At 69.2% G+C, this 18,860-nt stretch carries 17 protein-coding genes; 9 read left to right on the forward strand and 8 right to left on the reverse strand.

All coding sequences use genetic code 11. The annotated features are described in order from the left end of the window. Window positions 1-40: 40 nt before the first annotated feature. The 5 genes from BJY22_RS02135 (at window position 41) to BJY22_RS02155 (ending at window position 5,759) form a co-directional block, all read left to right on the forward strand. Window positions 41-511, forward strand: coding sequence for a hypothetical protein (locus BJY22_RS02135; protein ID WP_167203492.1), 471 nt, complete (start codon window positions 41-43; stop codon window positions 509-511). Continuing rightward, window positions 508-2,628, forward strand: a complete 2,121-nt coding sequence (locus BJY22_RS02140) for a bifunctional polysaccharide deacetylase/glycosyltransferase family 2 protein (RefSeq protein WP_337758041.1) — start codon at window positions 508-510, stop codon at window positions 2,626-2,628. The genes BJY22_RS02135 and BJY22_RS02140 overlap by 4 nt, the downstream gene beginning before the upstream one ends. A gap of 9 nt (window positions 2,629-2,637) precedes the next feature. Continuing rightward, complete coding sequence (locus BJY22_RS02145) at window positions 2,638-3,408, forward strand: S1 family peptidase (RefSeq protein WP_167203493.1); 771 nt, start codon at window positions 2,638-2,640, stop codon at window positions 3,406-3,408. Window positions 3,409-3,522: 114 nt separating this feature from the next. Then, complete coding sequence (locus tag BJY22_RS02150) at window positions 3,523-5,106, forward strand: flavin monoamine oxidase family protein (protein WP_167203494.1); 1,584 nt, start codon at window positions 3,523-3,525, stop codon at window positions 5,104-5,106. Next, a complete protein-coding gene (locus BJY22_RS02155; protein ID WP_167203495.1) occupies window positions 5,103-5,759 on the forward strand; it encodes a Rid family hydrolase in 657 nt (218 codons plus the stop codon). Before BJY22_RS02150 ends, BJY22_RS02155 begins: the two co-directional genes overlap by 4 nt. Window positions 5,760-5,805: 46 nt before the next feature. Here BJY22_RS02155 and BJY22_RS02160 read toward each other — a convergent pair whose 3' ends face one another. Then, window positions 5,806-6,030, reverse strand: a complete 225-nt coding sequence (locus BJY22_RS02160; RefSeq protein ID WP_167203496.1) for a hypothetical protein — start codon at window positions 6,028-6,030, stop codon at window positions 5,806-5,808. A gap of 59 nt (window positions 6,031-6,089) precedes the next feature. Between BJY22_RS02160 and BJY22_RS02165 the strand changes: the two genes are divergently transcribed. The 4 genes from BJY22_RS02165 to BJY22_RS02180 all read left to right on the forward strand — a co-directional run bounded on the left by BJY22_RS02165 (window position 6,090) and on the right by BJY22_RS02180 (window position 10,830). Then, window positions 6,090-6,464 carry a cupin domain-containing protein gene (locus BJY22_RS02165; RefSeq protein WP_167203497.1) on the forward strand — a complete coding sequence of 125 codons (375 nt, stop codon included), beginning with the start codon at window positions 6,090-6,092 and terminating at the stop codon, window positions 6,462-6,464. Window positions 6,465-6,482: 18 nt separating this feature from the next. Beyond that, window positions 6,483-7,787, forward strand: a complete 1,305-nt coding sequence (locus BJY22_RS02170) for a transcriptional regulator (protein ID WP_167203498.1) — start codon at window positions 6,483-6,485, stop codon at window positions 7,785-7,787. A gap of 95 nt (window positions 7,788-7,882) precedes the next feature. Then, a complete protein-coding gene (locus BJY22_RS02175; RefSeq protein WP_167203499.1) occupies window positions 7,883-9,664 on the forward strand; it encodes a polysaccharide deacetylase family protein in 1,782 nt (593 codons plus the stop codon). Between the two features lie 26 nt (window positions 9,665-9,690). Then, entirely contained in the window at window positions 9,691-10,830 is a 1,140-nt protein-coding gene (locus BJY22_RS02180) for a DegT/DnrJ/EryC1/StrS family aminotransferase (RefSeq protein ID WP_238350270.1), read from the forward strand. Between the two features lie 299 nt (window positions 10,831-11,129). On the opposite strand, the gene BJY22_RS02185 is transcribed toward BJY22_RS02180, so the two are convergent. The 7 genes from BJY22_RS02185 to BJY22_RS02215 all read right to left on the reverse strand — a co-directional run bounded on the left by BJY22_RS02185 (window position 11,130) and on the right by BJY22_RS02215 (window position 18,844). Then, window positions 11,130-11,924: an ATP-binding cassette domain-containing protein gene (locus tag BJY22_RS02185; RefSeq protein ID WP_167203501.1), complete on the reverse strand. Its 795-nt coding sequence runs from the start codon at window positions 11,922-11,924 to the stop codon at window positions 11,130-11,132. Then, window positions 11,917-12,894 (reverse strand): ABC transporter ATP-binding protein, encoded by a 978-nt coding sequence (locus BJY22_RS02190; RefSeq protein ID WP_167203502.1) that lies wholly within the window; start codon window positions 12,892-12,894, stop codon window positions 11,917-11,919. Before BJY22_RS02190 ends, BJY22_RS02185 begins: the two co-directional genes overlap by 8 nt. Next, on the reverse strand, window positions 12,891-13,826 hold the full coding sequence (locus tag BJY22_RS02195; protein ID WP_167203503.1) for an ABC transporter permease: 936 nt from the start codon (window positions 13,824-13,826) through the stop codon (window positions 12,891-12,893). Before BJY22_RS02195 ends, BJY22_RS02190 begins: the two co-directional genes overlap by 4 nt. Further along, the gene (locus BJY22_RS02200) at window positions 13,813-14,790 is read right to left on the reverse strand and encodes an ABC transporter permease (RefSeq protein WP_337758047.1); all 978 of its coding nucleotides are present in this window, start codon (window positions 14,788-14,790) and stop codon (window positions 13,813-13,815) included. The genes BJY22_RS02195 and BJY22_RS02200 overlap by 14 nt, the downstream gene beginning before the upstream one ends. 1 nt (window position 14,791) lies before the next feature. Then, a complete protein-coding gene (locus BJY22_RS02205; RefSeq protein WP_167203504.1) occupies window positions 14,792-16,579 on the reverse strand; it encodes a peptide ABC transporter substrate-binding protein in 1,788 nt (595 codons plus the stop codon). A 134-nt stretch (window positions 16,580-16,713) separates the two neighbouring features. After that, entirely contained in the window at window positions 16,714-18,279 is a 1,566-nt protein-coding gene (gene aceB / locus BJY22_RS02210) for a malate synthase A (RefSeq protein ID WP_167203505.1), read from the reverse strand. Between the two features lie 124 nt (window positions 18,280-18,403). Further along, complete coding sequence (locus BJY22_RS02215) at window positions 18,404-18,844, reverse strand: cupin domain-containing protein (RefSeq protein ID WP_167203506.1); 441 nt, start codon at window positions 18,842-18,844, stop codon at window positions 18,404-18,406. Window positions 18,845-18,860: the final 16 nt, after the last annotated feature.

An 18,860-nucleotide genomic window follows, 5' to 3' on the forward strand; every position in this document is an offset into this window, starting at 1 on the left:
CACCTTCCTCGCTGTCCCTACTGTCGGTTACCTCGTCCTCATGGCCAGTAGTCTTCTCGGCGGACCGCAGCTGGACACGCCGCTGATCCCGCTGCCCGAGCCCGCCAAGCCCAGGCACCGGACGACCCAGCCGCCGGCTGAGGCCGCCGCACAGACGCCCCGCCCGGCCGACGACTCGGCGACACCGGGTGACGAGTCCTCGCCGCAGCCGTCGTCGACCGGCGGTACGACGGACCCCACCGGAGCGCCGACCTCCACCCCGACGATCACGATCGTCCCGCCCGTCACGCCGGTGCCGCCGCCTCTGACCGTCGTACCGACGACGGCTCCGACCGGCGCGTCGACCACGCCGCCGGGCCGGACCAACTCCCCGACGACCGCGCCGACCACGACAGCCACCACCACAACTCCCGCGCCCACGACTCCCGCGCCCACAGCGACGACCACGACACCGCCCGGCAACAAGCCGACCGTTCCGCCCGGTAAGACCAGGACGCCGTCCGTCCCGTGAGCAGACCCGTCGCACGGCGGGCCAAGCAGGTCCCGCTCCGGACGCACTGGATCGTCCTGACAATGTTGCTGGTGTGCCTGGCGAGCATGCTGCTGCTGAACGGCTACACGCACCACATGTTCGGCGCGGAGCCGGACGGCGCGGTCGCGTCGACCGGCGGAGCCGGATCGGTACCGCGCTCGATCACCGCCGGCGGACCGGTCATCGACGCCGGGAACGGCACGCCGCGCTCGGTGTCGCCCAAGCCCCGTACGATCGCGATCACGTTCGACGACGGTCCGGACCCGGTCTGGACGCCCAAGATCCTCGACCTGCTGCGCGAGCACCAGGTGCACGCCACCTTCTTCGTCGTCGGCACCGCGGTCGCCGCGCACCCAGACCTGGCCCGCCGGATAGTTGCCGAAGGCCACCAGATCGCCGTGCACAGCTTCACCCACGCGAACCTGACGACCGCGACCGGCTGGCGGCGCGACCTCGAGCTCCGGCAGAGCCAACTGATCCTCGCGGGCGCCACCGGTGTCCGTACGACGCTGCTCAGGCCGCCGTACTCCTCCGAGCCGGAGGCGCTGCGCGACCGCGACTGGGAGTCGATCAAGCAGACCCGGGAGGCGGGGTACCTCACCGTCCTGACCACCCAGGACAGCGAGGACTGGCGTAAGCCCGGAACTGACCAGGTGATCGCCAACTCGATGCCGCGCAGCCAGGCCGGGCAGGTGCTGCTGATGCACGACGCCGGCGGGGACCGCACCCAGACCCTCGAGGCGCTGAGCAAATTGCTTCCGCGGCTGCAGGCGCGCGGCTTCAAGTTCGCCACGGTCAGCGACGCCGTGGGCCTGCCTGACGCGACCAACTCGGCAAGTCTGCTCGACCGCGGTCGCGGTCTCGCGGTCATCTGGGCGATGCGGATCAGCGACGCCGTTCTGGCCGTGCTCGGCTGGCTCCTGTACGCCGCGGGCGCGCTGAGCGTGCTGCGGGCGATCACGACCGTCGTCGCCGCCCGCCGGCACGCCCGGATGCGCGGCTGGAGCTACGGGCCGCCGGTGACCGAACCGGTCAGTGTCATCGTCCCGGCGTACAACGAGAGCGCCGGGATCGAGGCGGCGATCCGCTCGCTGGTCGCGTCCGACCATCCGCTCGAGGTGATCGTCGTCGACGACGGGTCGACGGACGGTACGGCGGACCTCGTCGAGTCGCTGCGGATTCCCGGGGTCCGGGTGATCCGCCAGGCGAACGCGGGCAAGCCGGTCGCGCTGAACACTGGGCTGCAGGCGGCGCGGTTCGAGCTGATCGTGATGGTCGACGGCGACACCGTCTTCGAGCCGGACGCCGTCCGCAAGCTGATCCAGCCGTTCGGACATCCGGCCGTCGGGGCCGTGTCGGGCAACGCCAAGGTGGGTAACCGGCGCGGTCTGCTCGGGCGCTGGCAGCACATCGAGTACGTGATCGGGTTCAACCTCGACCGCCGGTTGTTCGACCTCGCGGAGTGCATGCCCACCGTGCCTGGTGCGGTCGGCGCGTTCCGTCGTACGGCGCTGGAACGCATCGGCGGACTGAGCGACGTGACGCTGGCGGAGGACACCGACCTCACCATGGCGCTGTGCCGGGACGGGTGGCGGGTGGTCTACGAGGAGAGCGCAGTGGCGTGGACCGAGGCGCCGGCGTCCGTGGGCGCACTGTGGCGGCAGCGGTACCGCTGGTGCTACGGGACCCTCCAGGCGATGTGGAAGCACCGCGGGGCGATGGTGCAGGGCGGCAGGGCCGGCAAGTTCGGTCGGCGCGGTCTGACGTACCTCATGCTCTTCCAGGTGCTCCTGCCGCTGCTGGCGCCGGTAGTGGACGTGTTCGCGCTCTACGGCCTGGTGTTCCTCGACCCTGTGCGCGTGCTGTCCGTCTGGGGCGGCTTCGTCCTTCTGCAGTTGCTGATGGGCTTCTACGCGTTCTGGCTGGACGGGGAACGACCAGGACCGCTGTGGACGCTGCCGCTGCAGCAGTTCGTCTACAGACAGCTGATGTATCTGGTGGTTATCCAGTCGGTCTTCACCGCACTGGCCGGTACCAAACTCCGCTGGCAACGCATGGAGAGGTACGGCAGCCTGCAGGCACCAGTCGTTCGCTAACCTACAGCGATGAACGTCTCACGGGGAGTACAGGTCGTCCTGCTGGCCGCACTGCTGCTGGTGGTCACAGGCGGAGCGAAGCCGGTGGTCGTCGGCGGAACGGTGACGAGCGCGGCAGAGGCGCCGTGGGCGATCGCGTTGAACAACACGCAGTCTGTGTCGTCCAGTGGGCGGTACTGCGGAGCCGTGCTGGTAAAGGCCGACAAGATCGTGACCGCCGCACACTGCATGGACGAGGCGGCGTCGACGTACTACGCGGTGCAGGGACGGGCCGACCTCGCGGACGACTCGGTCGGGCGGGTGTCCGCGATCAGCAAGGTGTGGGTGCACCCGGGGTACAACACGAAGGACCACCGGTACGACGTGGCGGTGCTGACGCTGGCGCAGCCGTTCACCGGCGTACCGGTGCTGCCGCTGGAGACTCGTGCCCGGGCGGACCGGGCCGGCGTCGTACCGAGTGTCTACGGATGGGGCGACACGCAGGGGACCGGTCCGGACGAGACGTTGCAGAAGGCCGCAGTACCTGACCTCGGCGACAAGACCTGCCTCGCGAACCAGGGCTACGTAACCAACGGGTACGCCGCCGCGACCAACGTCTGCGCCGGGTACGTCGAAGGTGGCATCGACGCGTGCCAGGGCGACTCCGGCGGCCCGCTCGTCCTGAACGGGCGCCTGCTCGGTGTCGTCTCGTGGGGCCAGGGCTGCGCACAGCCCGGCAAACCAGGCGTCTACACCGAGATCGCGGGCGCGGCGAAGGCGCTGCTCCAACAGGTTCGTTAACCCGAAACATACCTGTCAGTACGAGCGTCGAGACGTCACGGTCCTGACACCGACCCAAAACATCATGTCCTTACCTTTCTGGTCAGCTACCCAGTTGCCCAGTGAGGAGAAGGCATGGCGCAGACCAGACGTCAGTTCCTGCAGCAGGTCGGTATCACCGGTGGAGCAGGGGTGCTGTACTCCACCATGTCGGCGCTCGGCCTCACGGGCGTCGCCGAGACTCCCGCGTATGCCGCCCCGACACGCGCGGACCTCAACGGCCGCGGCGCCAAGCACGTCGTCGTTCTCGGCGCCGGGATCGCCGGACTCACCTCGGCGTACGAACTCCTGAAGGCCGGCTACAAGGTCACGCTGCTCGAGGCCCGCACCCGTCCGGGCGGGCGCAACTGGACCGTTCGCGGCGGCACGGTGGAGACCGACCTTGCCGGGAACACCCAGCGCGCGACGTTCTCGCGCGGCCAGTACATGAACGCCGGGCCGGCGCGGCTCCCCCAGCACCATGTGACGATCGACTACTGCCGCGAGCTCGGCGTCGCGATCGAGCCGTTCGTCAACCAGAACGCGGACGCGTACCTCTACCGCGAAGGCACCAGCAGCCTGTCGAACAAGGCGATCCGGCACCGCACCGCCAAGGCGGACGTGTACGGGTACGTCGCCGAACTGCTCGCCACGGCCGCCGACCAGGGCGCGCTCGACGCCAAGCTGACGGCGGCCGACAAGCAGGCGCTGATCGGGTTCCTCAGCAGCTTCGGCTCGATCGGGAACAAGGCGTCCGGGTTCGCCTACACCGGGACCGACGGGCGTCGCGGCTACACGGTCGAGCCGGGTGCCGGGATGGAGGGCGGTACGACGGCCGCGCCGTACGCACTGAGCGACGTCTTCGCGAGCGGGGTCGGCAACTACTTCTCGTTCGAGTTCGGCTGGGACCAGGCGATGATGATGTTCCAGCCGGTCGGCGGGATGGACCGGATCCCGTACGCGTTCGAGCAGGCGATCGGCAAGGACAAGATCCGGTACGGCGCCGAGGTGACCGGACTGCGGAACACGTCTTCCGGCGTCGAGGTCGTCTACAAGACCGGCACGCAGTCCCGGGTGCTGACCGCGGACTACGCCATCTGCACGCTGCCGCCGCACCTGGCCGCGAAGGTCCCGTCCAACCTGCCGGCGCCGATCGTCGAGTCACTCAAGTACGCCCGACCTACGAATGCGGGCAAGATCGGGATCGAGTACGGCCGGCGCTGGTGGGAGGAGGACCACCGGATCTACGGCGGCATCACCAACAGCAACCTCGACACCGTGAACACCTGGTACCCGTCGAACGGTTTCCACGGCGAGCGCGGCACAGTGATCGGGTACTACAACACAGGCGCGAACGCGAACGTCTACGGTGCCCTGACCCCAACGGCCCGGCTGGAGCGCGCGTTGGCACAAGGCGCGAAGATCCACGGTGACGTGTACACGAAGGACGTGAAGGCGGCCTTCTCGGTGAACTGGATCGCCGCCAGGTACTCCGAGGCGGCCTGGGTCAGTTGGCCTTCGCAGACCGACGGGATCTACGGCCGGCTGCTCGATGCCACCGGCAACATCTACTTCGCCGGCGACCACCTGTCGCACGCCATCGCCTGGCAGCACGGCGCGATGACGTCGGCACGGGCGACCGTGACGGCGCTGCACGGACGGGTGGTGGCGAGCCGATGAAACGCACCTCTTGGATCGCCGGAATCGCCGTCGTCGCCTTGTCCTTCGGCGGCGGCGCCACCACGGCCGCGGGATGGTGGAACAAGCCGAAACCGCCCGCGCCCGGCACCGTCGTCCCGGCGCTGCCGGCCGGACAGGCCAACCCGATGATCGCGACCGGCGTCGGGATCGGCGCGAACACCCCGATCTACAAGACGAGCGGGATCGGCCCGTCGGCCCTCAACACCGGTGCACCGGCCGGGTCCGAGGCGTCGTACGTCGACACCGCGATCTTCCCGGGCGGGACGTTGCCGGCGGGCGTCACCATCACCGAAGCCCAAGGAATCAACGTGCTCCGCCGGATCGGGGAGAACCTCGCGGCCGCCGGGCTGTCCTACGCGGACGTCTACACGATGCGGGTCTTCCTGCAGAACCCGTCGGGCGCCACGGCCGCCGACTTCGCCGGCTGGAACCGCGCCTACCGTCAGTACTTCGCCAACACCGACCTCACCACCGGCGCCTACGTACCGGTCCCACTCGGTACGGCACCACCCGCCAAACCGTTCGTGGTCAACAAGTCCCGCCCGTCCCGGTTCGCCCTGGAGATCGAGAACCTCCCGGTCACCGGCTGGCTCGTCGAAGTGGAAGTCGACGCGGCCTACCCGACCCGCTGAACCGCTGCCGGATGCCCTGACCACGGCCAGGGCATCCGGCAGTCGATTACAAGACGGCGCCTCGTGGTGCGACCTCCATGGCCGCCACGCCCCGCGCGTACAGCACGACGACGCGCTCGCCATGTCTGCACCGAAGCAGGCCGGCATCGTCCACAAGTGCCGCGACAGCGTGCTCGACGACCTCGTCCTCGTCGGCAGCAGCCGACTCCTCGTAGGTGACATCAAGGTGGTCACCGTTCACGAGGCGGACCCGCAACACGATGCTCGGCATCCTCCCAGCGTACGCGCCGCCGATCGCCGGCGCGGCTTGAAGCGAGGCAGACTGTTGCCATGAGCGAGCCAGTCCGAGTGATCAAAGCAGGTGACCTGGTCGCCGCCGACCCGACCGCCGGCATGCTCCGGATGCGGGCCTTCGAGCTGCCGATCCTGTGGGCCGGCCAGGTCATCACCCAGCCCGGCGCGATCTCCGGGTGGCACCACCACGACAAGAACGAGAGCAGCCTCTACATCGTCTCCGGCGTCCTGCGGCTCGAGTTCGAGGGCTCCGGCGAGTACCTCGACGCGGTCGCCGGCGACTTCGTCCACGTGCCGGCCTTCACCGTCCACCGCGAGAGCAACCCCACCGGTGAACCGTCGCTGGCGATCATCGCGCGGGCCGGCGGCGGGATCCCCACCGTGAACGTCGACCCGCCCCCGCGCGGATGATCCGGTTAACCTGACGGGGTGGCGACCCACGAACAGGTGACGGTCGGCGTTGTCGGCGCCGAGCAGATCGTGCACCGGATCATGAACCTGGCGCGCGAACTGGACAACCCCGGTCTGCGCCTGGTCACCGCCGTGTACGCCGACGAGCACGACGCGCAGGAGCAGGCGTCCCGGATCGCTTCCCGGGTCGACTCGTTCCTGTTCGCCGGACCGCTGCCGTACGACGTGGCGGTCGCGGGCGGGCTGCCGGTGCCGGCGACGTACGTGCCGAGCGGCGGGCCCGCGCTGTTCTCGACCCTGCTCCGCGGCGTGCTCGAGAAGGTCTTCGATCCGTCGCGGATCAGCGTCGACACCGTGTCGCGGCGCGACCTCAAGCACGTCTACGAAGAGGTCGGGCTGAGCGCGTCCGGCGTACGGCTGAAGGAGTACACCGGACCGGAGTCGGCCGAGAAGTTCCTCGACTTCCACCGCTCGCTGTATCAGCGCGGCCGGACCACCGGAGCGGTCACCACGGTGCCGACCGTCGACGTCGCGTTGCGCAAGACCGGCGTACCGACGCTGCGGATGACGCCGTCGTCGATGACGATCCGGCAGGCCCTGACCACGGCGATCCTGATGGGCAGCGGCGCCAAGCTCGAGGAGTCCCGCATCGTCACGATGATCGTCCGGGTGCCCGCCGCCTCACTGCCGGCCCACGCGAGTGCGAGCGCCTACTGGTACCAGGAGCTGAGGCTGTCGCTGCACCGCGAGCTGCTGCGCGACGCCCGCCCGATGGACGCCGCCGTCGTACCGCGCGACGAGCACAGCTTCCTGATCGTCACGACGATGGGTTCGTTGCGGCTGGCCACCGACAACCTGTCGATGGCGCCGTTCCTGGACCGGATCTCCGAGGAGCTGGGTGTCCGGCTCGAGGTCGGCATCGGTCTCGGTTCGTCGACCCGCGAGGCGGAGGTGAACGCGCAGTCCGCCGTCGACAAGGCAGCCGGCGGGGATACCGCGTTCGTGGTCGGGCCGCACGGCTTCGTCCTGCAGGTCCCCGGCGAGCGCAACCGGACCGCCGAACGCCCCGCACAGGCGGACTCCCGCGCTCTCCAGATCCTGGCGACGCTCGCCGAACAGCTGGAGAACGCGAACGACACCGAGCGGATCGTCGACGCGGAGAAGGTCGCCGAACTGCTCGGTGTCACGTTGCGCACCGCGCGGCGGACGTTGAGCACGCTGGTGGACGAAGGACTGGCCTGGCCGATGCCGCCGCCACGATCCAGCAAACTCGGCCGACCACCCCGGCCGTACCAACTGCTGGTCGAGAAGATCCCGCGTTAGGGCGTGTCTCCCGATTCCACGCCCTAATTATTACGGACGTCCATAACAGCTATTCAGGCCTTGCCGAAGCTGAGCGGCTGGGGCAGGGTGGTCGCGTGCCAGAACCCCTTCATGCAGTCGCGGTGGTGGACGACCAGGCGGCGATCGAGCGGGCCCACCAGGCGGGTCAGGACGCCTGGTGGGCCTACCTGGCCGAGGTGCTCGGGCATCTTCGGCTGCCCTGTCGGTCGATCACCCCGAGCGAGGCGGCCGCGCCGCCGGACGGCGTCTCCGTGCTGGTCTTCCCGACCGCCCCGGACGCCGGGCCGAGCGACGAACTCGAGCAGTGGGTGCGCGACGGCGGCGTACTGATCGTCATCGGCGATCCCGGTCCGCTGTCCGCGCTCGCGGGTGTCTCGACAGACGGCACGGTGCCGGATGGCCACGTGGTCCTGGCGGACAGCCCGGTCTGGTCGTCCCGCCCGCCGGTCGCGCTGCACGCCGTGGGCGGTAGTCGGCTCACCGGCGAAGACGTCGAGGTGCTCGCCCGCTGGGACGACGACGAGGCGGCCGCGGTCACCCTCCACCGGCTGGGTGCGGGCAGCGTGCTGACGTACGGCGTCGACGTGTGGCAGAGCATCGTCCGCATCCAGCAGGGGTACGCCGTCACCGCCGACGGTGAGCCGGCCGCCGACGGTACGGCGCCGATCGACGACGACATCCTCAAGTGCGAGGACGGGATGGTGCTCAGCTTCGAGCGCGACCGGGCGATGCCGCCTGGCGAGCCGGAGCTGGTTCCGCCGTACGAGCACGTCTACCCGCCGCCGAGCGCCGTACCGATGTTCGACCAGCCGCAGGCCGACTGGTGGTGCTCCCTGTTCGCGCAGAGCCTGTGGTGGGGCATCGAACAGACCGGCGCCACAGTTCCCTGGCTCTGGTACTGGCCGTCCGGAGTCGACGCTGTCGCGCACATGTCGCACGACTCCGATCAGAACGTCGAAGCGGACGGGCGAGCGGCGCTGGACGCGTTCGCCGAGGCCGGGGTCGAGGTCACCTGGTGCCATGTGTTCCCCGGTGGTTACTCCCCCGAGCTGTACACGGAGATCACCGCGGCCGGACACGAGAACGCCCTGCATTACAACGCGATGGGCGACGCGGACCTCGCGCAGTGGGGCTGGCCGCAGATGCGCGCGCAGTACGCCTGGGCGCAAGCCGTCACCGGCACCGAGCAGATCGTCTCGAACAAGAACCACTACACGCGCTGGGAAGGCTGGACCGAGTTCTACACCTGGTGCGAGCGGCTCGGCATCCAGATCGACGAGTCCCGCGGGCCGAGCAAACAGGGCGATGTCGGGTTCACCTTCGGCGCCTCCCACGTCTCGTTCCCGATGGCGCCGGCCGCCGAGGGCAACCGGTTCTACGACGTACTCAACCTGCCGCTGCACACGCAGGATCTCGCCTGGGCCGGCCACACCGCCGCACGGGACGTGATCCTGGACGGTGCGCAGGCGGTGCACGGCGTCGCGCACTTCCTGTTCCACGGACCGCATCTGAACCTGCGCCCACCGACGCGGGCGGCCTGTCTCGAGGTCGCCGCCGAGGCGCGACGGCGCGGGATGCCGTGGTGGACGGCCACCCGGATCAACAGCTGGGAGCGGAGCCGGCGCGGGGTCGTGCTGTCTGTCGAGCCGCACCCGGACGGCCTCGCGGTGCGCGCACAAGCGACCGATCCGGTGCCGGGCGCCGCCGTGCTGCTCGCCGTACCGGACGCCGGGACCAGCCCGATCGTCAAGGAGGGCGAGGGATCCGCCCGGGCGGTGGTCCGGTTCGGGCGAACCTTCGTCGAGCTGACCGCGGATATCGTTGCCGGAGACAACAGATGGGTGATCACGCCATGATGTCTGGGACGTCTGGGATGTCTGGGATGCCGGAGTGGCCGGAGTACGGCGACGACGAAGCGAAGGCCCTGCTGGAGGTGCTGAACTCGGGGAACTGGGGCAGCACCAGCGGGGATGTCGTCGCGACCTTCGAGCGGGAGTTCGCGGAGTACCAGGAGGCCGGGCACGCGATCTGCCTGGTCAACGGGACGCTGGCGATCGCGATCGCGTTGCGCGCCGCGGGGGTCGGCATCGGCGACGAGGTGATCGTTCCGCCGTACACGTTCATCGCGACCGCCTCGGCAGCGCTGTTCGTGGGTGCGGTGCCGGTCTTCGCCGACATCGACCCAGACACGCATCTGCTCGACCCGGTCGCCACCGAGGCCGCCGTCACGGAGCGGACCAAGGCGGTCGTCGTCGTCCACCTCGCCGGCCGACCCGCGGACATGGACGCCTTCAACGCGCTCGGGGCCCGGCACGGCCTGACCGTGATCGAGGACGCGGCCCAGGCGCACGGTGCGGCGTACAAGGGCCGGCCGGTCGGCGCGATCGGGGACGTCGGAACGTTCAGCTTCCAGAGCAGCAAGAACATCACGGCCGGTGAGGGCGGTGCGGTAGTCACCGACGACGACAAGCTGGCCTCGGCGCTGTACTCGCTGGTGAACGTCGGTCGGGTGCCGGGCGGTGGCTGGTATCAGCACGAGACGGTCGGGTACAACCTGCGGCTGACCGAGTTCCAGGCCGCGATCCTGCGCGTCCAGCTGCGCCGCCACCCGCGACTCCAGGAACTCCGCGAACGCAACGCTCGGCTACTCACGGACCTGCTGAGCGAGGTGGACGGCATCCAGGTAGCCCCCGAGGACCCCGCGATCACCGCCCACGGCCGTCACCTCTTCATGCTCCGCATCCCCGGCGGCCGCGAAGCCGTACTCGAGTCTCTGACCGCGGCAGGCCTCACCAGAGTCTCCCCCGGCTACGTCCCCCTGCACCGCAACGCCGCCGTACTCCGGGACGCCAAGGCAATCACCACCCGCCTCGGCCAGCCCTACCCCGAGGCCAACTGCCCCAACGCCGACCAGGTCTCCACGGACACCATCTGGCTCCCCCAGACCTACCTCCTAGGCACCGAGGCCCAAACCCAAGCCATCGCAACCGCCATCACCGCAACCGCGAACGCAGCCGACTGACAAGGCCCCTAAGGCAGCTGCCGGGCCAGCGCCGTACCTGTGCTCGCTGAGCGCTGGTACGGCGCTGAGATGGTGCCGACCGACAGGACGTACCCGCCTACCACCCGTCCACCCAGCCGGTTGCCCCGCGTGCGGTCGACAGCGCTGGACGTAGACGTCCTGTCCGTTGGCACCTCGGGCCGACCACTCCACGCTCGCCAAACTCCCCGGAAGCTCCACATCTGATGGGTCCACCCACCAGATGCTGGGTTTGCGGCCGGGATCTCGGGCGCAAACCCAGCATCTCGGACGTCAACCCATCAAATGCCGGCGCGTCCGGAGGCCTGGCGGATGGGGAGTACGGCGGAGAGGAGTTGGCGCGTGTAGTCGTCCTGGGGGGCGCGGAAGAGTTCTTCGGTTGAGTTCTCCTCGACGAGCTTGCCCTTGTTCATCACGGCTACCCGATCGGCGAGTCGCTCGACGACTGCCAGGTTGTGGGAGATGAACAGGAAGGACAGGCCGAGGCGGTCGCGCAGGTCGGTGAAGAGTTCGAGGATCTGGGCCTGGATCGAGACGTCCAGGGACGATGTCGGCTCGTCGCAGACCAACAGGTCGGGTTCGAGCGCGAGCGCGCGGGCGATCGCGATGCGTTGCTGCTGGCCGCCGGAGAACTGGCGCGGGTACAGCTCGGCGTGACCGGTGTTGATGCCGACCAGATCGAGCAGCTCGAGTGCCTTGGTACGCCGGGACTCCTTGTCGCCACGCTCATGCAACCGCAGCGGCTCCATCACGTTGCCGATGGCACTGAAGTGCGGGAGCAGCGAACCGTACGGGTTCTGGAACACCATCTGCATCCGCGGCCGGAGCATCCGCAGCTCACGGGCCGGCAGCTTCCCGAGGTCCTTGCCGTCAAAGGAGACCCGGCCCGACGTCGGCGTCTGCAAACCCATCATCAGCCGCGCCATCGTGGACTTCCCGCTGCCGCTCTCGCCGACCAGCCCGAGCGTCTCGCCGCGACGCACGGTCAGCGTGACGTCGTCGACGGCGCGGACCTCACCGGCACGGGTGCGGAAGACCTTGGTCACCGACTCGGCGCGAACCAGTTCGTCAGGCATCGACGGCCACCTTCCAGCATGCGGCGTCCCGGCCGGGACCGATCGTCAGAATCTCCTGCTCGGTCGCGCACCTCGGCAGCTCGGCGCGGGCACACCGCGGATGGAACGGGCAGCCTTCAGGACGCCGGGACAGGTCCGGCGGGCTGCCGGGGATCGGCCGCAGCGGCAGGTCCCGCCCGCCGACCTCGACACCGGATCCGAGCAGGCCGACGGTGTACGGATGGCGCGGGTCGTCGAGCAGCCGGTCCATCGGCGCCCGCTCGACCACGCGGCCGGCGTACATCACCACCGCGTCGTCGCAGAAGTAGCGCGCGACGCCGAGGTCGTGGGTGATCATGATGACGCCGGTGCCACGGTTCTTCAGCTCCGCCAGCAGGTCGAGCAGTTGCCGCTGCACGGTGACGTCGACGGCGGTGGTCGGCTCGTCCGCGATCAGCAGTGCGGGCTCCGTCACCATCGCCATCGCGATCATCGCCCGTTGCCGCATCCCGCCGGACAGCTGGAACGGGTACGTGCGGATCCGCTTCTCCGGATCCGGAATCCCGACGTCGCCGAGCGCCCGTACCGCACGCTGCCGGGCCTCTGCCTTCGTGCAGATCCCGTGCCAGAGCAGGTGTTCGGTGAGCTGGCGTTCCAGCGTGAGCGTCGGGTTCATCGCCTCCATCGCGCTCTGGAAGACCATCCCGATCTCGCGGCCACGGACGCGCCGCAGCTCCTTGTCGCCGATCGCCAGCAGGTCCCGGCCGCCGAACATCGCCTGCCCGCCGGTGATCCGCGCGGTCCGTGGCAAGATGCCCATCACGCTGCGCATCGTGACGCTCTTGCCGCTTCCACTCTCGCCGACGATCGCCAGCGCCTGCCCAGGCTGTACGTCGAACGACACGCCGTCGACCGCGGTCAGTGGTTCGCCGCCGTCGCGCCGGAACGTCGTCCGCAAGTCACGGACGGACAGCAACGCGTCCTCGCTCATCGCTGCTCTCCACTCGGGTCGAAAGCATCCCGTACGCCGTCACCGATCCAGGTGAATGCCAGCAGCGTCAGGGCGAACAGCACCGCCGGCGCCACCAGCAGATGCGGCGCGGCCAACAGGTACCGGCTGCCCTCGCTGATCATCGCGCCCCACGACGGGGTCGGCGGCTGGACGCCCAGCCCGAGCAGCGCCAGACCGGCCTCGGCGGCGATCGCGGCCGGGATCGCGAAGCTGGTGGTGACCAGGATCGGACCGATCGCGTTCGGCAGGATGTACCGGATCGCGATCGTGCTGCCCTTCGCACCCATCGACCGGGCCGCCTCGACGTACTCGCGTTCCTTCAGCGTCATCACCTGCGCGCGGACCAGCCGGGCCTGGGTCACCCACGACGCGATCCCGATCGCGACCACCAGCGCGAAGATGCTGCGACCGAGCACGGTCACCATCACCACCGCGAACAGGTAGCTGGGGAACGCGTACATCACATCGGTGAACGCCATCAGCAACTGCTCGACCCGGCCCCCGAGATACCCGGCGAGCAGCCCGATCGCCAGCGCGAGCGCGAGCGCCGTCAACTCGGCGCCGAAGGCAACTGTCAGCGCCGTCTGCAGGCCGTAGATCAACCGGCTGAGAATGTCCCGCCCGAGCAGGTCGGTGCCGAGCAGATGCCCCTCGGAGCCAGGTCCGGCCAGCTTGTGCTGGATGTCGGTTTCCTCATAGCCGTACGGCGCGATGAGCGGCGCCGCGAGTGCGGTGAGGATCAGCAGACCGCAGAAGATCAGGCTGCCGTACGCCAGCCGATGGCGGCGGAACCGCGACCAGGCTCGCGACCACGGCCCGCGCGCGGTGGTCCCGCGCTCGATCGGCTCCGGCTCGCCGGTACTGCCGAGCGCGGCCGCGCCGGCGGCCTCGACCCCCTCAGTGGCCGTCATGGGAACCACCTCCCACGGTGCGGATTCGAGGGTCGAGGAGTCCGTAGATCAGGTCCACGACCAGGTTGGTCAGCATCAGGATCAGCGCGAAGAACAACGCAGTACCCATCAGCAGCGGCATGTCGCGGCTGGCCGCCGCGTTCGCGAAGTACAGCCCGAGTCCGGGGATCCGCAGCAGTGCCTCGACGAACACGGTGCCGGTCATCAGCGCCGCGAGCAGCGGGCCGGCCACAGTGACGAGCGGGATGAGCGAGTTGCGCAGCGCGTGCCGGATGATGACGGTCCGGTGCGGACCGCCCTTCGCCAGCGCCGCGGTGACGTACTCCTCGCGGAGCGTCTCCAGCATGCTCGACCGCACGTACCGCGCCAGCACAGCGGCCGGTCCGAGACTGAGCGCGAGCACCGGCAGGACAAGGTCCTTCGGGCCGTTCCAGCCACCGGAGGGCAGCAACTTCAACGTCGCGGAGAACAGCAGGATCATGAACGCCGCCGTCAGGTAGCTGGGCAACGCATGGCCGAGCGTGACGACGAACATCGTCGCGTGGTCCGTCTTGGTGTTCTGCCGCAACGCCGCGAACACCCCGATCGGTACGGCGATCAGCAACGCGAGCACGACCGCCAGCACCGCCAGCGTGGCCGACACCGGGAACGCCTCGGCGATGATGTCCTGCACGTTGCGGCTGGCGTACTTGTACGACGGCCCGAAGTCCCAGACCACCGCGCCTTTCATGAAGATCAGGTACTGCTTCCAGACCGGCACGTCGGCGCCGTACCGCGACTCGAGCTCGCCGACCATCGACTCCGTGCCGACGCCACCGAAGTTCGTCGCGCCGCTGTTCACCCGCTGCAGGTCGGCGAAGTTGCCCGGCGCGAGCTGCAGCAGGGTGAACGTCAGGATCGAGACCGCGATCATCGACAGGACCAGCCGCACCGCCCGCTTGCCGATGTAGACCGCGAGCCCCACGTCAGCTCCCTACGCTCAGCGACTTGAGGTAGAAGTAGTCCGGATACGCCCGCAACTGCAGGCCCTGCACCTTCGGCTTGACCGCGTGGAACAGGCTCAGCCAGAGCACCGGCAGGTACAGGTACTGCTCCTCGCGCAGCTTGGCGGCCTGCTTGTAGAGGTCCATCCGCTTCGCGTCGTCCGGCTCGGCGGCGGCCTGGTCGGCCAGCGCGGCGATGTCCTTCGCGGGCTTCGAGGCGTGCTGGACGAGGATCGCGTCGAGCTGCGCGGTCTTCTCCGCCGGCTTGAGCTTCTTGTCCTCCTGCACGGACTGGTACTGCTGCCATTGGTCGCTCGGCAGGCTGATCTCCTGCACGTTCTTCGGCGACCAGAGCGAACCGACCATCGTCGGCCAGGTCGGCAGCCCGGCGAACGTGCCGTAGTACCAGCCGATGTAGTTGCCCTTCTGGACCTGCCAGCGCCGCTCGGTGTACACACCGGCCTCGACGTGGTCGACGCTCGCCTTGATGCCAAGCTGCTTGGTCCAGCTGTCCACCATCGCGTCGGCGAGCGTGGTGTCCGGTACGCCGACCAGGATCCGCACCGGCGGCAGGCCCTGGCCGTTCGGGTAGCCGGCCTCGGCGAGCAACCGCTTCGCCTCGGCGACATCCTCCTTGATCGCGATGCTCTCGTCCCAGCCCGCGGTCCGGCTGGTCACCAGCGAGACGCCGGGCTGCTGACCGGGCTGTACGCCGGCCAGCGTCTTGCGGTCGAGCGCCAGCGACAACGCCTTGCGGACGCGGACGTCCTCCATCGCCTTGTGCTGACTGCGCAGCTTCGCCAGGTAGAGGATGCTGTAGTTCTCGGTCTGCTGCAGTTCCTTCGACAGCGACGCGTCCTTCTGGAAGCGCAGTACGTCGGGACCGCTGAGCTGCACCAGATCCGTCTCGCCGTTCTCGTACGCCACGGTCGCGGTCGCCGCAGCGCTCGGCTCGACCAGGTTGACCTGGATCCGGCCGAGCTTCACCTTGTCGCGGTCCCAGTACTTCTCGTTGGGCACCAGGATCAGCCGCGAGTTCGCCACCCACTCGGTCACCGTGTACGGCCCATTGGACACGTAGTTCGGCGGGTTCTGCCATTCCTTCGGCTTGCCCTCGACCAGGTCCATCGGCAGCGGCAGCATCGCCGGATGGGTGAGGGCGAGCAGGAAGTCCGGGTTGGGGTTGGCCAGGGTGAGGACGAGCTCGTGCTCGCCGGTCGCCTTCACGCCGACCTGTGACCAGTCGGTCAGCACGCCGGCCAGGAACTCCTTGGCGCCCTTGATCCCGGTGGACGACTGGTAACTGTTCGCACCGAGGGTCGTCCCCCCGGCCGAGGTCGCGGCCGGGGTGAACAGCCGCTTGTAGGTCCGCTCGAAGTCCTGGGCGACCACCGGCTTGCCGTCGGACCACTGGGCGTTGTCCCGCAGGGTGAAGGTGTAGGTGAGGTGGTCGTCGGAGACCTTCCACTCGGACGCGACGGCCGGCTGCACGCCGTCGCCCTTCTCGTTCTGGACGACCAGGCCCTCGGAGATGCCCCGACTGAGGATCCACATGCCGTTCGTGATCACCTGTGGGTCGAGGACCTCGACCGGCACGTAGTCGATCTTCAACGTCGCTTTGCCGTCGGCCGCCTCGCTGTCGTCGCCGAACAGGCCGCAACCGGTCAGGGACCAGCTGCCGCCGAGCGCGGCCAGAGTCAGGCCGGACAGTCGCAGGAAGTCACGCCGGGTCTGGCCGACAGGGGGAACCGAGCTCGCGCGGTTGGCCATGGAGTGCCGCCTTTCTGGCGTCCTGAACTCGACTTATGGCGCGACCGTAGGGCCGTCGCAGCGTCGCTGTCAACGCTTTACGGCCATAACCGTAATTCAGTTGAGAATCGCTTGATTCGGCGGCGGAGCCGTGATCAGCTGAAGCGAACGTAGGCCGGCAGCGTCAGGAAGTCGACGTACTCGTCGGCCAGCGCCACCTCCAGGAAGAGCGCGCGGGCCGCGTCGTAACGCTCCGGCGTGCCCAGCTTGGCGATCTCCTCCTCGGCGATGCGTTCGACGAGCTCGGTGGTCACGCTCTCTCCGGTGTCGAGGGTGACCTGGTTCCGGCGCCACTGCCAGATCTGGGAGCGGGAGATCTCGGCGGTCGCGGCATCCTCCATCAGGTTGAAGATGCCGACCGCGCCGGTCCCGTCCAGCCAGGCGGCCAGGTACTGGACGGCGACGCTGACGTTGTTGCGCAGGCCCGCCTCCGTCACCTCACCGGGCGTGGCGGCGACGTCCAGCAGCTGCTCGGCGGTCACCGCGACGTCCTCGCGGAGCTTGTCGACCTGGTTCGGCCGCTCGCCGAGGACCGAGTCGAAGACCTTGCGGCAGGTCTCCACCATCCCCGGGTGCGCGACCCACGAGCCGTCGAAGCCGTCGCCGGCCTCGCGGGTCTTGTCGGCCTCGACCTTCGCGAACGCCTGCTCGTTCACCGCCGGGTCCTTGCTCGGGATGAACGCCGCCATCCCGCCGATCGCGTGCGCGCCGCGCTTGTGGCAGGTCCGCACCAGCAGCTCGGTGTACGCCCGCATGAACGGGACCGTCATCGTCACGCTGTTCCGGTCGGGCAGCTGGAACGCCGTACCGCGGGTGCGATGCGTCTTGATCACGCTGAACATGTAGTCCCAGCGGCCCGCGTTCAGCCCGGCCGAGTGCTCGCGCAGCTCGTAGAGGATCTCCTCCATCTCGAACGCCGCGGGGTAGGTCTCGATGAGCACCGTGGCCCGGATCGTGCCGCGCGGGATGCCGAGGGCCTCCTGCGCGGTCACGAACACGTCGTTCCACAGCCGCGCCTCGAGGTGCGACTCCATCTTCGGCAGGTAGAAGTACGGCCCCTGCCCGCGGTCGAGCTGCAGTTGCCCGCACGCCGCGAAGTACAGCGCGAAGTCCACCAACGCTCCGGACGTCGGCGTACCGTCCACCAGGATGTGCTTCTCCGGCAGGTGCCAGCCCCGCGGCCGTACGACGATCGTCGCGAGCTCCTCGTCCGGCTTCAGCGCGTAGCTCTTCGTGTCGGTGCTGAAGTCGATCTTCCGGGTGATCGCGTCCAGCAGGTTGAGCTGGCCGCCGACGACGTTCTCCCAGGTCGGCGTGTTCGCGTCCTCCTGGTCGGCGAGCCAGACCTTGGCGCCGGAGTTCAGCGCGTTGATCGTCATCTTCCGGTCCGTCGGCCCGGTGATCTCCACCCGGCGGTCGACGAGGCCCGGCGCGGCGGGGGCGACCCGCCACTCCGGGTCGTCCCGGACGCCCTTCGTCTCCGGCAGGAACCCCAGCGACGCCCCGTCCGCGATCGCGGCGACCCGCTCCTTGCGCCGCTCGAGCAGCTCACGCCGCCGCTCGTCGTACGTGCGATGCAGCGTCTCGATCAGTCCGAGCGCCTGCTCGGTGAGGATCTCGTCGTACCGCTCGCCCATCGGGCCGGTGACGTCGACTGCCACGTGAGGCTCCTTACTCCCGTACTACGACTTCGTGATCGGTGATCCGGTCTACCTCGACCGTAATCCAGCCGTTCCCGAGCCGCACTTCCGCCTCACCGCCCGAGACGAGCCGCGGCGACCGCGATCAGACCGGGATGGAGTCGTAGCGGGCCGAGACCTCCTTGCGGGCCACCGGGTCGGTGACCGCGTTCGGCGGGAGTTCGCCGAGCTCGAGGAACATCTTCTCGAGGCCGCCCGGCACCATCAGCGTCAGGAAGCGCCCGCCGCCGCGGCCGGCGCTGATCGTGTGCGCGGTGTCCTTCGGGACCAGGAGGTACGTGCCGGGACCGGCCGCCAACGGCTCGCCGCCGACCGTGAAGGTGAACTCACCCTCCAGCACGAAGAACGACTCCTCGAACCCGTGGTGCAGGTGCGGAACCGTCCACGGTCCTTCCGCCTCCCCGGCGAACTCGGTCAGCGAGAAGGTCTCCGTGACGCCCTCGTCGGCCAGCACCCGCATGCGGGCCACCCCGAGATCCACGGTCCGACCCGCGTCCTTCGTCACCACATGTGCGTGACCTGTCATCGTCCCCACCGCCTCC

This window comes from Kribbella shirazensis, from assembly GCF_011761605.1.
GTDB lineage: Bacteria > Actinomycetota > Actinomycetes > Propionibacteriales > Kribbellaceae > Kribbella > Kribbella shirazensis.